This is a genomic window from Rhizobium sp. SG741 (assembly GCF_012275435.1).
GTDB classification, from domain to species: domain Bacteria; phylum Pseudomonadota; class Alphaproteobacteria; order Rhizobiales; family Rhizobiaceae; genus Rhizobium; species Rhizobium lusitanum.
In genome coordinates this window covers 1-14,627 of the sequence record NZ_JAAZQP010000008.1, presented here as the reverse complement: position 1 = coordinate 14,627, position 14,627 = coordinate 1, and the positions used below count along the sequence as shown (strand labels likewise).

Below are 14,627 nucleotides of genomic sequence, written 5' to 3'. Positions count from 1 at the left end.
GCCCGCGGATGCGAACCTCATAGCCGGCTTGCAGTTGATATCAAACCAGGAGCTGTTTGATATCCGCAGCCGGATCGGCCAGAACGGCTTTCGACGGATTGACGCCCGTTTCCAGCAGCTTCTTGCCGGTAACATAGGCTTTTGCGTCGTTGACGGCATCGACAGCGATGAAACGGCCCTGCTTGAAATACCAGACGGAAACGGAGCCCTCGCGGGCGCCGGCGCGCATTAACGTTTCGTCATAGCCGAGGTTGAAACCGGCGATCTGCAGTTTCACGTCATATTGATCCGACCAGAACCACGGCTTCGGATCATAGGCCTCGTTGCCACCAGCAATGATCTCGGCTGCGGCTTCCGCCTGATCGACGGCGTTCTGGACCGATTCGAGTCGGATCCGCCCGCCCTCCCATGGCAGCTCGACACAATCACCCACCGCGAAAATGGATGGATCAGAGGTGCGCGCGAACGAATCGACGACGATGCCGTTGCCGACCTCAAGGCCGGCTTCCTTGGCGAGCCTGTCATTCGGGGCGACACCGATACCGACGACGACGAAGTCGACATCTATGGTGGATCCGTCCGAAAGCTCCGCGGCGGCGACATGACCGTTCCTACCGACGAGCTGCTTCAGTCCGGTCTTCTCGCGAATGACGACATCATGCTTCCTGTGTATCGCCCTGAAGATATCGGCCGTCTCCTTGGCCGCGACACGCTGCAGGATTCTGTCGCTCATTTCGATCAGGGTGACCTCAAGGCCGCGATGGCGCGCGACGGCCGCCGCCTCAAGTCCGATATACCCCCCACCGATGATGAGGACCCGGCGTCCGGGGCGCATCTCGCCCGCAAGAAGATCCGCATCGCGCTTGTCGCGGGCGAGATAGACGCCTTCGAGCGTGCCACCAACAGAAGGCGGCAGTCGACGCGGAGTGGCCCCCGTCGCAAGCGCCAGCGTTTCATAGCCCAGCACCGAGCCGTCCTGCATGACGATCTGCTTTGCGGCGCGGTTGATCTGCTCGACCCAGGTGGACAGACGGATATCGACATTGTTGTCGGCATACCAATGTTCCGGGCGGAATAGCAGGCGATCGAACGTCATCTCGCCGAGCAGATATTTCTTGGTCAATGGCGGTCGCTGATAGGGAAGGCTCTCCTCCGCACCAACGATGGTGATGGGCCTGGAATCACCAAGTGCCCGCAATTTGGCTGCGAGCGCAAAGCCCGCCTGCCCGGCCCCGATAATGACCAATCTGCCCGTCACGATCCGTACTCCATTGTTATCATGGCGATCCGCCGGCGTGATGCGGGACGGATGCGTCTATGGATTTCAGGGGTAACGCTTACACCTGCAAGCGTCAATCACGACTGACCCTGCGCCAAGGATCGGGAGAAAATTAGGCCGGCAGCCAAGAGCGGCGGACCTCCGGCCGAAGCCGAACTGCCGCTCCATCTCCTTTTCTGCCGCACGTGTGCCGCGCCAGGTGGGTCCACCCGACTGCAAAATGCCTAATCGACGATTTCGATCCAACGCCGCTCGTGGAACGATCGCGCCATGGCATGAACAGACTTTTCGATGCGCAGGCCATCCGCGAAAGCGACGACGGACGCAACTTGCCCGGAAATGGCGCGGATCAGCTCGCGGCATTCGATGATCTTCAGATCGTTGAAGCCGAGGCCATGGCCGGGCGCCGGGATGAAGCGATCGTAGGGCTTGTGCGCCGGGGCGGCGAGAACCTTGCGGAATCCCTGTTCGCTATCCCTGCCCTCGGCCTGGTAAACCTCGAATTCGTTCATGCGCTCCTGATCATAGGAGATCGACCCCTTGGAGCCGAAGATCTGCAAGGCGATACGGCCCTTGCGGCCCCAGGCCGAGCGATTGGCCATGAGCACGGCGGAAATGCCGCCTCCCAGCCGCATCAGCACATTGGCGAGATCGTGATTTTCGACGGTGCGGCGGCCGCCGTCCTTCAATGGCCGCTCGGCATAGGGCTTCGCCATATCGGTGATGACAGCTTCGACGTGACCGAACAGGAACCACAGCAGCGAGAGAGGATGCACGGCAAAATCATCAAGAGCGCCGTAACCCGAGGCAAGCTCGCTCTTCCAGTAGAACAGGCCGTTTGGATCGGCCATGAAATCCTCGTCCATCTCGACGCGGACGTGATTGACCGCGCCGATCGCACCCTCTCCGATCAGCGCCTTGATGTGCCGCATCACCGGGTTCTGGATATAATTGTAGCCGAGAACGGCAACCTTGCCGGAAGCCCTGGCGGCAGCCAACATGCGTTCGGCATCGCCATAGGCAGGCGCCATCGGCTTTTCGCACCAGACATGCTTGCCGGCTTCGAGAGCTGCAATCGCCATTTCCGGGTGGAACTGATTGGGCGTCGTGACGGAAACGACATCGACATCGGGATCGGCAACAAGCTCGCGCCAGTTGGCCGTCGCCTTTTCGAAGCCGAATTCGTCGCCCCGTGCCTTCGCCAGATCGGCATTGGCCTCGGCCAGATGCACTAGGCGCGGCCGCGCGACATCGCCGAACACGGTCTTGACCGCATTCCACGCCAGCGCATGGCATTTGCCCATGTAGCCGGTTCCGATCAATCCAACGCCCAATGGCTTCATTTGCCTGTCCTCCCACATAATCTCCCGAAGTTGGGCTGATTTTTGGAATATCTGGACCGTTTTGACAAGCGCACTCTTGCGACCGCCGTCGCCACAACTCACAAAAAATCTAAGTTATATGTTCTAAATCATTCACTTAAAAATATTCGTGCTGGATGAATCAAAATCCGCTATCGTTGCGAATATGGAATATTTGTTTCATTAGCGGGTGTGGCGGCGGAAGGACGGGGGCATGGACAATAGCATCGACACGCAGATCAGGGTGCCGCGTGACTTCGAAAGCCTGCGCAGCATCATCATAGAGCGCAAGAATGCCATGCCGAAGCGCCTTGCACAGGTGGCGGCCTTCGCGCTTGCCAATCCCGACGAGATCGCCTTCGGCACGACAGCCAGCATTGCTATGGCGGCCGAAGTCCAGCCGTCGACGCTGGTGCGCCTGGCCCACCATCTCGGCTATGTGGGCTTTTCCGACCTGCAGAGCATCTTTCGCGAGAGGCTGCGCGATCGGACGCTGAGCTACGAAGAGCGGCTGGTAACGCTGGAGCGCTCCGGTATCACGGACGAGGAGGCCGGCATTCTCTCCGGCTTCCTCTCTGCTGCCAGCCAATCGGTCAACAAGCTCGCCGCCACCATCGAGACGGAAACCTTTACCAAGGCAATCGATGTGCTTGCTGCCGCGGAGACGATCTATCTCATCGCCAAGCGCCGCTCATACCCGTTGACGGCGCATATGACCTACGCCTTCTCCAAGCTGAACATACGCCACCAGATCGTCGCCTCGCCGAACGGCATCGATGGCGAGATTACCCGCTTCGCCACACAGAAAGATGCGGCGATCGCCGCGAGCTTTTCCCCTTATGCCGCCGATAGCCTGGCGCAGGCCGAGGATCTCGCGGCGCGCAACGTGCCCGTCATCGCCATCACCGATTCGGCCTTCTCGCCGCTCACCGCCTGCGCCACCCATTGGTTCGAAGTGGCCGAAGCCGACTTTGCCGGCTTCCGCTCGCTGTCGGCCTCGATGGCGCTCATCATGGCCTTTCCCGTCGCCATCGCGGAGCGTCGGCGAAAAAGCGGGATAAAAGCAGACAAAACGAAAATGGAATAAACATTCCGAATTGACAAAATATCGGAACCAATGTTTCATTACCGCCAGGATCACGGTCGTGGGAGATGACCGCCCGATCGACCACAACCGGGACAAAACGAACACCGGCACTTTCAATAATGCATGATCCCGGCGCAAGCTGAAGAGCAAGAGGGTCATGCCCGGACGGGAGGATATTATGGCACACGACAATCCGGGCGCTCGGCCGGAGGCGAAACTCGATGTGATTACCATCGGCCGTTCCTCCGTCGATCTCTATGGCCAGCAGATCGGCTCCCGGCTGGAGGATATCGCCTCCTTCGCCAAGTCGGTGGGCGGCTGCCCGGCCAACATCGCCATCGGCACGGCACGGCTGGGACTGAAATCCGGCCTCATCACCCGCGTCGGCGACGAGCAGATGGGCCGTTTCATCCGCGAACAGTCGGCGCGCGAAGGTGTCGCCGTCGACGGGATCGCGACGGACAAGGAGCGCCTGACAGCGCTGGTGCTGCTCGCGGTCGAGGCCGAGGGCGTCTCACCGATGATCTTCTATCGCTCCGATTGCGCCGACATGGCGCTGGAGGAGCGCGATATCGACGAGGACTTCATCAAGTCCTCCGCTGCCGTTCTGGTTTCCGGAACGCATTTCTCCAAGCCGAACACCGAGGCCGCACAGCGCAAGGCAATCCGTATCGCCAAGGCGAACGGCCGCAAGGTGATTTTCGATATCGATTACCGGCCGAACCTGTGGGGCCTCGCCGGCCATGCCGAGGGGTTCGAGCGCTATGTGAAGTCGGATCGCGTTTCCTCGAAGATGAGGGAGACGCTACCGGATTGCGACCTGATCGTCGGTACGGAAGAGGAGATCATGATCGGTTCGGGCGTCGACGACGTGCTCGGCGCGCTGAAGGAAATCCGCCGCCTGTCGCCCGCGATCATCGTGCTGAAGCGCGGTGCCATGGGCTGTATCGTCTATGAAGGCCCGATCTCGGACGACCTCGAGGCCGGCATCGTCGGCGAAGGATTCCCGATCGAGGTGTTCAATGTGCTCGGCGCCGGCGATGCTTTCATGTCCGGCTTCCTGCGCGGCTATTTGCGCGGCGAACCGCTGAAGACCTGCGCCACCTGGGCGAACGCCTGTGGCGCCTTCGCTGTCTCCCGTCTGCTCTGCTCGCCGGAATATCCGACCTGGACAGAGCTCGATTTCTTCCTCAAGACGGGCAGCAAGCACCGGGCATTGCGCAAGGATGAGGCGATCAACCACGTCCATTGGGCGACGACCCGTCGCGGTGACGAGATCCCGCTGCTGATGGCGCTTGCCATCGATCACCGCTCGCAGCTCGTTAGCGTTGCCGACGAACTGGGTGTCGGCCATGACAGGATCGTTGCTTTCAAGCGACTAGCCGTCGAGGCGGCGGCGCGAGTAGCCGACGGCCGGCCCGGCTACGGCATGCTGATCGATGAGCGCTTCGGCCGCGATGCCTTCTTCGATGCCGCAACCAAGAATTTCTCCTGGATTGGACGGCCGGTCGAACTGCCGGGATCGAAACCGCTGAAATTCGAGTTCAGCCAGGATATCGGTTCGCAGCTCGTCGAATGGCCGCTCAACCACTGCATCAAATGCCTTTGCTTCTACCATCCGGACGACCCGAAGGAATTGAAGGCGGAGCAGCAGGAGAAGCTGCGGACGCTGTTCGAGGCAGCGCGAAAGGTCGGCCGCGAACTGCTGGTCGAAATCATCGCCGGCAAGAATGGTCCGCTCACCGACGACACGATCCCGACCGCCATGGAAGAGCTCTATGCACTCGGCATCAAACCGGATTGGTGGAAACTGGAGCCGCAGGAATCGACCGCCGCGTGGAAAAAAATCGATGCCGTGATCGCCAAAAATGATCCATGGTGCCGGGGTATCGTGTTGCTCGGTCTGGAGGCACCGGCAGAGGAACTGATCCGCAGCTTCGAGGCGACGCTGGCCGCACCCTCGGTCAAGGGTTTCGCCGTCGGGCGAACGATCTTTTCCGATGCGGCGCGGGCCTGGCTGTCAGGCAGCATGAACGACGAGGAAGCGATTGCCGACATGGCCGGCCGCTTCCGGCAACTGACCCAGGCGTGGCTGAAAACCCGCGGCCTGCAATAGTTTAAAAGCATTTGGGAGGCGCCCCATGGGCAAGACGATCCGATTGACGATGGCGCAGGCCGTCGCACATTTCCTCAAGAAGCAGATGACCATCATCGACGGACAGAAGCAGCCGATCTTCGGCGGCGTCTGGGCGATCTTCGGTCACGGCAACGTCGCCGGCATCGGCGAGGCGCTCTATCAGGTGCGCGAGGAGCTGCCGACCTATCGCGCTCACAACGAGCAGGGCATGGCCCATGCCGCCATTGCCTATGCCAAGGCGAGCTTCCGCCAGCGCTTCATGGCCTGCACAACATCGATCGGCCCCGGCGCGCTGAACATGGTGACTGCCGCAGGTGTCGCGCATGTCAACCGCATCCCCGTTCTCTTCCTCCCCGGCGACGTCTTCGCCAACCGCGCGCCCGATCCGGTGCTGCAGCAGATCGAGGATTTCGGCGACGGCACGGTCTCCGCCAATGATGCCTTCCGCCCGGTTTCGCGCTATTTCGACCGCATCACCCGGCCGGAGCAGATCATCACGGCGCTGAAGCGCGCCATGCAGGTACTGACCGATCCGCTCGATTGCGGTCCGGTGACCCTGTCGCTTTGCCAGGATGTGCAGGCGGAAGCCTTCGACTATCCCGAGAGCTTCTTCGAGGAACATGTCTGGACGACGCGACGCCCGCAGCCGGATGCCGACGAGCTGGCGAATGCCGTTGCGCTGATCCGCAAATCCGAAAAGCCGGTTATCCTTGCCGGCGGCGGCGTGCTCTATTCACAGGCGACCAAGGAACTGACTGCTTTCGCCGAAGCGCATGGCATCCCCGTCGTCGTTACGCAGGCCGGCAAGTCGGCGATCGACGAGAGGCATCCGCTGGCGCTCGGCTCGGTCGGCGTCACAGGCACGTCGGCCGCCAATGCCATTGCCGAGGACACCGATTTGGTGATCGCCGTCGGCACCCGCTGCCAGGACTTCACCACCGGCTCCTGGGCGCTGTTCAAGAACGATAAGATGGTCATCATCGGCCTCAACATCGCGGCCTATGATGCATTGAAGCATGATAGTCACCCACTGGTGACGGATGCGCGCGAAGGTCTGAAGGCACTCGGCGCCGGCCTTGCCGGCTGGCGGGCTCCGGCCTCGCTCGCGGAGCAGGCAACGCGGGAGAAGAAGGTCTGGATGGAGGCCGCCGCCAAGGCGATGGCGACCACGAATGCCGCCCTGCCCTCCGACGCCCAGGTGATCGGCGCCGTCACGCGCACGCTCGGCGGCGATAAAACCATCGTGCTGTGCGCCGCCGGCGGCCTGCCGGGCGAACTGCACAAGCTCTGGCCGGCCACCGCGCCCGGCAGCTACCACATGGAATACGGCTTCTCCTGCATGGGTTACGAGATCGCTGGCGGCCTCGGCGCAAAGATGGCGCGGCCGGACAAGGACGTTGTCGTCATGGTTGGCGACGGCTCCTACATGATGCTGAATTCGGAGCTTGCGACCTCGGTCATGCTCGGCCTGAAGCTCACAGTCATCCTCCTCGATAACAGGGGCTACGGCTGCATCAACCGGCTGCAGATGGCAACCGGCGGCGCGAACTTCAACAATCTGCTGAAGGATTCGTACCATGAGGTGATGCCGGACATCGACTTCAGGGCGCATGCCGCGAGCATGGGCGCGGTTGCCGTGAAAGTCGCCTCCATCGCCGAACTGGAACAGGCGATCGAGGCATCGAAGAAAAACGAGCGCACCTCGGTCATCGTCATCGACACCGATCCGCTGATCACGACGGATGAAGGCGGTCACTGGTGGGACGTCGCCGTTCCCGAAGTCAGCCCCCGGCTTGAGGTCAACAAGGCCCGTTCCGCCTACGAAAAAGCGCGCGCCGTCCAGCGTATCGGCTGATCGATTTCTTTCATTTTTCCGGAGGAGCGTTTCGGCTCCTCCAACACTATTTTCAAGGAGACCATTGATGAAGGCCAAACTTGGCATGTCGCCCATCGCGTGGTGGAACGACGATCTTCCGGAGCTGAGCGACGACGTATCTCTCGAAGAATGCCTGCGCCAGTCACGCGGTGCTGGCTTCACCGGCATGGAACAGGGTCGGCGTTTCCCGAGCAATCCCGAGGAGATGCTGCCGATCCTGCGCGCCGCCGACGTGACGCTCTGCGGCGGCTGGTTTTCGGGCACGCTGGTCAATGAAGAGCTTGCCGCCAACAAGGACCGCATCGCTCCGATGATCGCGCTGTTCAAGGCGGTCAACGCACCCTGCATCGTCTATGGCGAAGTCGGCCGCTCCATCCAGGGCGACCGCTTCAAGCCGCTCGCCACCAAGCCGCGCCTTTCGGATGACGAGATGAAGGCCTATGCGCGCCGCGTGACCGAATTCGGCGAATGGTGCGCCGAGCAGGGCATGCCGCTCTCCTATCACCATCACATGGCCGCAGTCGTCGAAACCGAGCCGGAGCTCGACGCCTTCATGCGCTATTCCGGCGAAGGCATTCCGCTTCTGCTCGACGCGGGTCACCTCGCTTTTGCCGGCGGCGACGTCCTGCGCGCCATCGACAACCACCACGCCCGCATCAACCACGTTCACGTCAAGGATATCCGCAAGCCTGTCGTGGATGGGCTGGATCGCAGCCGGCAGTCCTTCCTCGACGCGGTGGCGCTCGGCGCGTTCACGGTGCCGGGCGACGGCTCGCTCGATTTCGGGGCCATCGTCCAGCGCCTGGCCGATTATGGCTATGAAGGCTGGTTCGTCGTCGAGGCCGAACAGGACCCGCGCAAGGCTCCGCCGCAGAAAATGGCCGAGATCGGCCATGCCGAATTGATGCGCGTCATGACGGCCGCAGGTTATACGGTGGAAACCGAGGGTTTCCCCAAGTAAGTGAGGAAGAACGCCCATGCCAAATCTCAAGGTCAAACCTGATGGCTCCCATGGCCGCGTCACCCATGTCACGCCGGAAAGCGCCGGCTGGACCTATGTCGGCTTCGATCTCCATCGCTTGAAGCCGGGCGAAACGGCCTCGGCGGAAACCGGCGATCGCGAAGTCTGCCTCGTCTGGGTCAGCGGCAAGGGAAGCGCCAAGGCGGGCGCGAAGGATTTCGGCGTGCTCGGCGGCCGTATGAGCCCGTTCGAGGGCGCGCCCCATGCACTTTACATTCCGGCCGGCTCGAGCTGGTCGGTCACGGCCGAAACCGAGCTGGAACTTGCCGTCTGCTCGGCTCCGGGCGGCGGCTCCTATGAGGCGCGCGCCATCCCGCCGGGTACGCACCCCGCGCTGACACGCGGCAAGGGCACCAACGTTCGCCATGTCAACAACATCATGCCGGAAGACGACGGCGCGGCGCATTCGCTGCTTGTCGTGGAAGTGATCACGCCAGGCGGCCATACCTCGTCCTATCCTCCCCACAAGCACGACCAGGACAATCTCCCGAACGAAAGCTTCCTCGAGGAGACCTATTACCACCGCCTCAACCCGCCGCAGGGGTTCGGTTTCCAGCGCGTCTATACCGACGACCGATCGCTGGACGAGGTGATGGTGCTGGAGGACGGCGACGTGACGCTGGTGCCGAAGGGATACCATCCCTGCGCCGCGTGCCATGGCTATGATCTCTACTATCTCAACGTCATGGCTGGTCCGAAGCGCATCTGGAAATTCTACAACGCGCCGGAACACGAATGGCTGCTCAAGGCCTAACTGGCCTTCAAAAGGAAAGGCCGCGCCTCGACAGCGCGGCCTTTCTGTTTCATGCCGGCAACAGGCCGTAGCGCCAGCCCCGGTTTCTGGCGTTGCGCGACAGCACGAGCCAGATGAGCAGGATCATTCCCGCCTCGGCAAAGACCGGTGTCATCCAGATCCCGCCTTCGCCGAAGAAGAGCGGCAAAAGAAATGTCAGCGGCAGCGTGAACAGATAGGGCCGCGACAAGCCGAAGATCGCGCCGCGTTTCGCATCGCCGACCGACTGGAAATAGGATGATAGAATGATCGCCTGGCCGAAGAGGAAGTAGGCGCCGATCGTCCATGGCAGAATACGGCCGACTTCCGCGACGATCAGCGGATCCGCGACGAAGATCGCCCCCAGATGTCCCGCCAGCATTTCGACGATCAGTTCCACCATGGCGCAATAGATCAGAGCCGAGGCCATCGCGATCAGCACGCTGCGGCCGACGCGGGCCGGAAGTGCCGCGCCATGATTGTGGCCCGATACGGTCTGCAGCGCGATGCTGAGGCCGAGAAGCGGCAGATAGGCGAAAGTCATCACCCTCGTCACGATCCCATAGGCGCCAACGGTCGAGACGTAGTCGCCCTCGTGCCAGATCGACAGGTTGAAGAGGATTGCCGCCGAGCTCAACGAGATACCGATGAAGCCGAGGCTCATCGGCGCGCCGAACGCGAAGATGCCGCGCCATTCGCGCAGGTGCAGCTTCATGTCGACCGCGAGCGCACCGGGACGACGCAGGCGATATACGAGAATGATCGCCAGGCAGATGAATTGCGCGAGGATCGAACCGCCGGCCGAGCCGACGACACCCCAATGGGCCACGGCCATCAGCAGCCAGTTGGCGAAGATATTGAGCAGGGTCGAGGCAAGCGTCACCAGCGTCATGAAGCCGAGCCTCCCCTCGCAACGCAGTGCATCGACATGCAGCGACAAAAAGAAGCTGATCGGCGCGAAGGCGACCATGACGCCCATGAAGGCTTCGGCATTGGCGGCAACCGTTGCATTTCCTGCCGCCGCCATGACGATGAGCTGTCGGCCCGCCGCCCAATAGACGATGTTGATGAGGATCACGACGGCGATCGCCAGCGCATGGGCGCCGGCGAACACACTCCTTGCCCCGACACGATCCCCGGCCCCGAGGCGGCGCGCGAGAATGCTCGCCATGCCGTTCGAGACCAGCGATTGCAGCGCAATGAGCAACATCAAGGCGGGAAAGATGAGACTGACCGCAGACAGCGCGGCGGCGCCGACGTAGACGCCGAGGAAATAGGCGTCGACCACGGCAAAAAGGCCGCTGACTGTCGTGATGACGACGATCGGCGCGGCGGTTTTGGCAAAAACGCCGGGCAGCCAGCCGGTGAGGAACATGTTGGTTTCGGAATGACGTGTCATGTGAAGATCCAGGCGGAGCCGCTTGCGAAAGGCGAAGCTCGAGATTCGTTGATGACGGGATAAATCAGATGTCGAGCACCAGATGCGGCACGCCGTTCGACGTCTTGCGCGGCGAGATACCATCGGCGTCGACCTGGGCGTTGATGCGCTGTCGGAAGGCCGAAAAGCTCTCGAAGGCGACCACGTCGACCGGTTCGTCGAAGTGAATGGTGATCTTGTAAAGCCCGCCGGACTTCGCTGATAGTGCCAGAACCTTGCCGGTGAAGGCTTGGTTCAGATAGCGGCCGCGAACGGCAGCGCCGACCGCGAAGGGCGCATCGGGCCTGTCATTCGGTTTGGCCGCGAGCGCTGAGAGCGTGTTCCAGTCTCGCAGGCCATGTTGCTTGGCGATGAGCTCCAGCGCGGCGCTATGGCTCATGTCATCGCCGCGCTCAGCCATGGCCTGACGCAAACGCCGGGCCTGCACCTTTAATTCATCTATGGACGGATAGGTCGTCGTCATGAGGTCAGCCTTTGCTAAGGCACGCATTTACGACCGTGGAACGGGGCTCGCATTGCCGTCAGTCAGCATGCCCTATGTGGCTGTGACCAAAACTGCGAGGACTTCACCTTGGATTTTATCCGCGAGCGGCAGTCGCCTCAAACCGACAATCCGTATGATCGAAGCCAATGTTCCTGTCAAGCTGCATCCAAATCGGCACAAAAGGCGAACCCGTTAAAATTCTACCAATGCAATTGACGCTTCCGCAAAACCTCCGTGCAAGGTTCATGGTGTAACCGAGATGAATTCGGTCTGCTCTTCAACAGGGAATGACAATGCTTCGCGCAACGCATCTGGCGAAAGTCAAATCCGAAGTCTACGAACGGAGTTGGGAACGGTTCTTTGTCCAGAGGCCGGCGCGTCTCGTGGCGGTACGTCCCTGTCTCACCGGTATTTCCATGCGCAGCGCCGAGATCGTCGACATCTCGCGCGGCGGCGCCAGCTTCGTCGTCGCCACGACCGTCGGGCTGCCGAGCCATTACTACCTGAACATTCTCGGCCTCGCCTATCGCATCGCCTGCGCCGAAACGAGCCGCAACGGCAACCGCATCCATGTCCGCTTCATCAACCTGATCGAGCCGGAGACATTGCGCCGCGTCGTTCGCGCCGATTTCATGATCGGCAATACCGAAGCGCTCGCCGCGCGCGGCAGGAGACGGTAGGCGCAGATCCCGCAGCTTTCCGCTCTTGCAACGGCACGCCAAGCGCCTATTCTGCCGCACCTTGCAACAGAATTCGGGAAAACAAGCCAGCATGTCCGCCTTTTCGCGCTTCACGCCGCTGATCAGCGCCCTTCCCTCCACCGTGCCTTTCGTCGGCCCCGAAGCGCTGGAGCGTCAGCGCGGGCTGACGGTCAAAGCCCGCATCGGCGCCAATGAAAACGGCTTCGGCCCCGCGCCCTCGGTCATCGCAGCCATGCGCGAGCAGGCGGGCGACATCTGGATGTATAACGATCCGGAAAACTTCGCGCTGAAGCAGGCACTCGCCGCGCATCTCGGCGTCCAGTCCGCCAATATCGCCGTCGGCGAAGGCATCGACAGCCTGCTTGGGCTCATCGCGCGCATGGTCATCGAGCCGGGCACGCCTGTCGTCACCTCGCTCGGTGGCTACCCTACCTTCAATTTCCACGTCTCGGGCTTCGGCGGCCGCCTGGTGACCGTGCCTTATGTCGACGATCGCGAAGATCTGGATGGGCTGCTCGAAGCGGTCAGACGCGAGAATGCGCCGCTCGTCTATTTCGCCAATCCCGACAATCCGATGGGAAGCTGGTGGGATGCCGACAAGGTCGTCGCCTTCGCTCGCGCGCTGCCGGAAAACTGCCTGCTCATCCTCGATGAAGCTTACAGCGAGACGGGACCAGCGAGCTCATTGCCGGCGATCTCGACGTTGATCGATTTGCCGAACGTGCTGCGCACCCGCACATTCTCCAAGGCCTATGGTCTTGCCGGCGCCCGCGTCGGCTATGCCATCGGCATGCCCGAGACAGTGCTGACCTTCGACAAGATCCGCAATCATTTCGGCATGAACCGGCTGGCGACGGTGGCAGCGCTCGCCGCGCTGAAGGATCAGGCCTATCTCTCCGAGGTCGTCCGCAAGATCCAGGCGGCTCGTGAGCAGATCGGTGCGATCGCGCGGGACAACGGGCTCCTGCCGCTTGCCTCCGCCACCAATTTCGTCGCCATCGACTGTGGCCGCGACGGTGTCTACGCCCGCGCCATCGTCGATGGGCTGATCCAGCACGGTGTTTTCATCCGCATGCCGGGTGTCGCGCCGCTCAACCGCTGCATCCGCATCAGTGTCGGACCCGCCCGAGATCTGGATCTGCTGGCCGAGGCGCTGCCTAAGGTGCTGAAGGCGATCGGTTGAATCTCAAACGACGAAACCGCGCCGGCCTTGTTCCGGCCGGTCGCGGTTTTCGATATTTCGGCGGTTCGCCTCTCCGTCGTCCGCCGACATCCCCTCTTTCGAGGTCAGCCGTCGTATTCAGTTGGCGCGCTTCAGTGCGTGGTCATCCACTCGCGCGCGGCGCGGAGCGCTGCAGCGAGCTGCATCTTGGTCAAAGTCGCGGCGACGTCGGCACGAAGCTCGGCGGCCCGCGTGCTGCCACGGATGGCCGCGATATTCAACCATTTATGGGCGGCCACGAGATCTGCGGTGCAGCCCCTGCCGGTCGCGTAGTTCACGCCCAGCTCGCAAAGGGCATCGGCGCTGTTGCCACCCATCATGGCCATTTCAGACATCGGTGTTTCGAAGCGTGCCATCGGTTTTATCCCTGTTTTACTTCTGTTCGTACTTGCCCTGTTTTTCCGTTAAGACCTTGCCGTCGTTCGCGGCTTTCCGGTCCTTCCGGCCGGCGGGTTTGCCCCGCTCGTTTGATGACCTCACTATCGCAGACGGCTTTCAAAAAACGGCTAAAATGCATGCTTAATTCGGTGCAAACAAAGTACAAATGCTTGGTAAACTTGGGATTTTGTTAAACATCGCTTGCCTTGCAAATTAAGGACTTTTGCGCGAATTTTACGTTTTGTTAGGATCTGGATTTAAACCCTTCGTTCACCACGAAATGAGCTGTAGTCATCGGAAACAGTATTTTTCGACAGGACGCTGGAGGCCGCATAACGGGAATTTGCGCTTGGAAACCATATTTACCTTTACGTTCGCGTTAGATAATCTTGGCGTATTTCCGGTCGCAGGGCCGGACGGCACCCTGGGGAGGAACAACAAAATGATCCGTGTAACCATTCTCGCCGCGGCGCTGCTCGTCAGCGCAAGCGCAGCCTTCGCTGACGAGCCGATCGTGGGCGACTGGAAGACCGTGGAAGGCGATACCGCCGCCATCACACCTTGCGCGGACAGCTATTGCGTGACGCTGAAAACAGGCAAATATGCCGGCCGGCAGATCGGCAAGATGCAGGGCAAGGACGGCAGCTATACGGGCGAACTCACCGACCCTTCCGAAGACAAGACCTATAGCGGCTCCGGCTCCGTCAGTGGCAATACCGTCAGGATGAAGGGCTGCGTCCTGAAAATCTTCTGCAAGTCGCAGACCTGGACGAGGTTCTAGGTCACATACCCATAAAATAGTTTTTGTTTTTAATGGATTGTGATTCACTGCTTCCGTTGATTTGGAGGCAGTGATGGCTCGCTTTGATTT

At 61.2% G+C, this 14,627-nt stretch carries 13 protein-coding genes; 8 read left to right on the top strand and 5 right to left on the bottom strand.

Annotation, left to right across the window (positions count from 1 at the left end; genetic code table 11):
- Window positions 1-40: 40 nt before the first annotated feature.
- Complete coding sequence (locus FHT29_RS20290) at window positions 41-1,258, bottom strand: FAD-dependent oxidoreductase (protein ID WP_037193841.1); 1,218 nt, start codon at window positions 1,256-1,258, stop codon at window positions 41-43.
- A gap of 245 nt (window positions 1,259-1,503) precedes the next feature.
- The gene (locus FHT29_RS20285) at window positions 1,504-2,622 is read right to left on the bottom strand and encodes a Gfo/Idh/MocA family oxidoreductase (protein WP_047562212.1); all 1,119 of its coding nucleotides are present in this window, start codon (window positions 2,620-2,622) and stop codon (window positions 1,504-1,506) included.
- Window positions 2,623-2,854: 232 nt separating this feature from the next.
- Between FHT29_RS20285 and FHT29_RS20280 the strand changes: the two genes are divergently transcribed.
- From FHT29_RS20280 to iolB, 5 genes are all read left to right on the top strand, one after another.
- A complete protein-coding gene (locus FHT29_RS20280; RefSeq protein ID WP_037193837.1) occupies window positions 2,855-3,727 on the top strand; it encodes a MurR/RpiR family transcriptional regulator in 873 nt (290 codons plus the stop codon).
- Between the two features lie 178 nt (window positions 3,728-3,905).
- The gene (gene iolC / locus FHT29_RS20275; RefSeq protein WP_047562211.1) at window positions 3,906-5,843 is read left to right on the top strand and encodes a 5-dehydro-2-deoxygluconokinase; all 1,938 of its coding nucleotides are present in this window, start codon (window positions 3,906-3,908) and stop codon (window positions 5,841-5,843) included.
- Between the two features lie 25 nt (window positions 5,844-5,868).
- Entirely contained in the window at window positions 5,869-7,719 is a 1,851-nt protein-coding gene (gene iolD / locus FHT29_RS20270) for a 3D-(3,5/4)-trihydroxycyclohexane-1,2-dione acylhydrolase (decyclizing) (RefSeq protein WP_168600081.1), read from the top strand.
- Between the two features lie 67 nt (window positions 7,720-7,786).
- Window positions 7,787-8,701, top strand: coding sequence for a myo-inosose-2 dehydratase (gene iolE, locus FHT29_RS20265; RefSeq protein WP_047562207.1), 915 nt, complete (start codon window positions 7,787-7,789; stop codon window positions 8,699-8,701).
- A gap of 16 nt (window positions 8,702-8,717) precedes the next feature.
- Window positions 8,718-9,515 (top strand): 5-deoxy-glucuronate isomerase, encoded by a 798-nt coding sequence (gene iolB, locus FHT29_RS20260; RefSeq protein WP_037193829.1) that lies wholly within the window; start codon window positions 8,718-8,720, stop codon window positions 9,513-9,515.
- A 49-nt stretch (window positions 9,516-9,564) separates the two neighbouring features.
- Here the strand turns inward: iolB and FHT29_RS20255 are convergent, their stop codons facing one another.
- Window positions 9,565-10,932, bottom strand: coding sequence for an MATE family efflux transporter (locus FHT29_RS20255; RefSeq protein ID WP_168600080.1), 1,368 nt, complete (start codon window positions 10,930-10,932; stop codon window positions 9,565-9,567).
- Window positions 10,933-10,996: 64 nt separating this feature from the next.
- The gene (locus FHT29_RS20250; RefSeq protein WP_047562220.1) at window positions 10,997-11,434 is read right to left on the bottom strand and encodes a glyoxalase superfamily protein; all 438 of its coding nucleotides are present in this window, start codon (window positions 11,432-11,434) and stop codon (window positions 10,997-10,999) included.
- A 308-nt stretch (window positions 11,435-11,742) separates the two neighbouring features.
- On the opposite strand from FHT29_RS20250, the gene FHT29_RS20245 reads away from it, so the two are divergent.
- Entirely contained in the window at window positions 11,743-12,135 is a 393-nt protein-coding gene (locus tag FHT29_RS20245) for a PilZ domain-containing protein (RefSeq protein ID WP_037193823.1), read from the top strand.
- 91 nt (window positions 12,136-12,226) lie between these two features.
- The gene (locus FHT29_RS20240; protein ID WP_037193821.1) at window positions 12,227-13,339 is read left to right on the top strand and encodes a pyridoxal phosphate-dependent aminotransferase; all 1,113 of its coding nucleotides are present in this window, start codon (window positions 12,227-12,229) and stop codon (window positions 13,337-13,339) included.
- A gap of 131 nt (window positions 13,340-13,470) precedes the next feature.
- Here the strand turns inward: FHT29_RS20240 and FHT29_RS20235 are convergent, their stop codons facing one another.
- A complete protein-coding gene (locus FHT29_RS20235) occupies window positions 13,471-13,734 on the bottom strand; it encodes a sel1 repeat family protein (RefSeq protein ID WP_168600079.1) in 264 nt (87 codons plus the stop codon).
- 464 nt (window positions 13,735-14,198) lie between these two features.
- Between FHT29_RS20235 and FHT29_RS20230 the strand changes: the two genes are divergently transcribed.
- Window positions 14,199-14,537, top strand: coding sequence for a DUF2147 domain-containing protein (locus tag FHT29_RS20230; RefSeq protein ID WP_047562217.1), 339 nt, complete (start codon window positions 14,199-14,201; stop codon window positions 14,535-14,537).
- The last annotated feature ends 90 nt before the right edge of the window (window positions 14,538-14,627 follow it).

Bases quoted from the DNA above. Each gene is read 5' to 3' on its own strand.
- FHT29_RS20285 (WP_047562212.1), bottom strand. From the start codon at position 2,622: ATGAAGCCATTGGGCGTTGGATTGATCGGAACCGGCTACATGGGCAAA.
- FHT29_RS20280 (WP_037193837.1), top strand. From the start codon at position 2,855: ATGGACAATAGCATCGACACGCAGATCAGGGTGCCGCGTGACTTCGAA.
- iolC (WP_047562211.1), top strand. From the start codon at position 3,906: ATGGCACACGACAATCCGGGCGCTCGGCCGGAGGCGAAACTCGATGTG.
- iolD (WP_168600081.1), top strand. From the start codon at position 5,869: ATGGGCAAGACGATCCGATTGACGATGGCGCAGGCCGTCGCACATTTC.
- iolE (WP_047562207.1), top strand. From the start codon at position 7,787: ATGAAGGCCAAACTTGGCATGTCGCCCATCGCGTGGTGGAACGACGAT.
- iolB (WP_037193829.1), top strand. From the start codon at position 8,718: ATGCCAAATCTCAAGGTCAAACCTGATGGCTCCCATGGCCGCGTCACC.
- FHT29_RS20255 (WP_168600080.1), bottom strand. From the start codon at position 10,932: ATGACACGTCATTCCGAAACCAACATGTTCCTCACCGGCTGGCTGCCC.
- FHT29_RS20250 (WP_047562220.1), bottom strand. From the start codon at position 11,434: ATGACGACGACCTATCCGTCCATAGATGAATTAAAGGTGCAGGCCCGG.
- FHT29_RS20245 (WP_037193823.1), top strand. From the start codon at position 11,743: ATGACAATGCTTCGCGCAACGCATCTGGCGAAAGTCAAATCCGAAGTC.
- FHT29_RS20240 (WP_037193821.1), top strand. From the start codon at position 12,227: ATGTCCGCCTTTTCGCGCTTCACGCCGCTGATCAGCGCCCTTCCCTCC.
- FHT29_RS20235 (WP_168600079.1), bottom strand. From the start codon at position 13,734: ATGGCACGCTTCGAAACACCGATGTCTGAAATGGCCATGATGGGTGGC.
- FHT29_RS20230 (WP_047562217.1), top strand. From the start codon at position 14,199: ATGATCCGTGTAACCATTCTCGCCGCGGCGCTGCTCGTCAGCGCAAGC.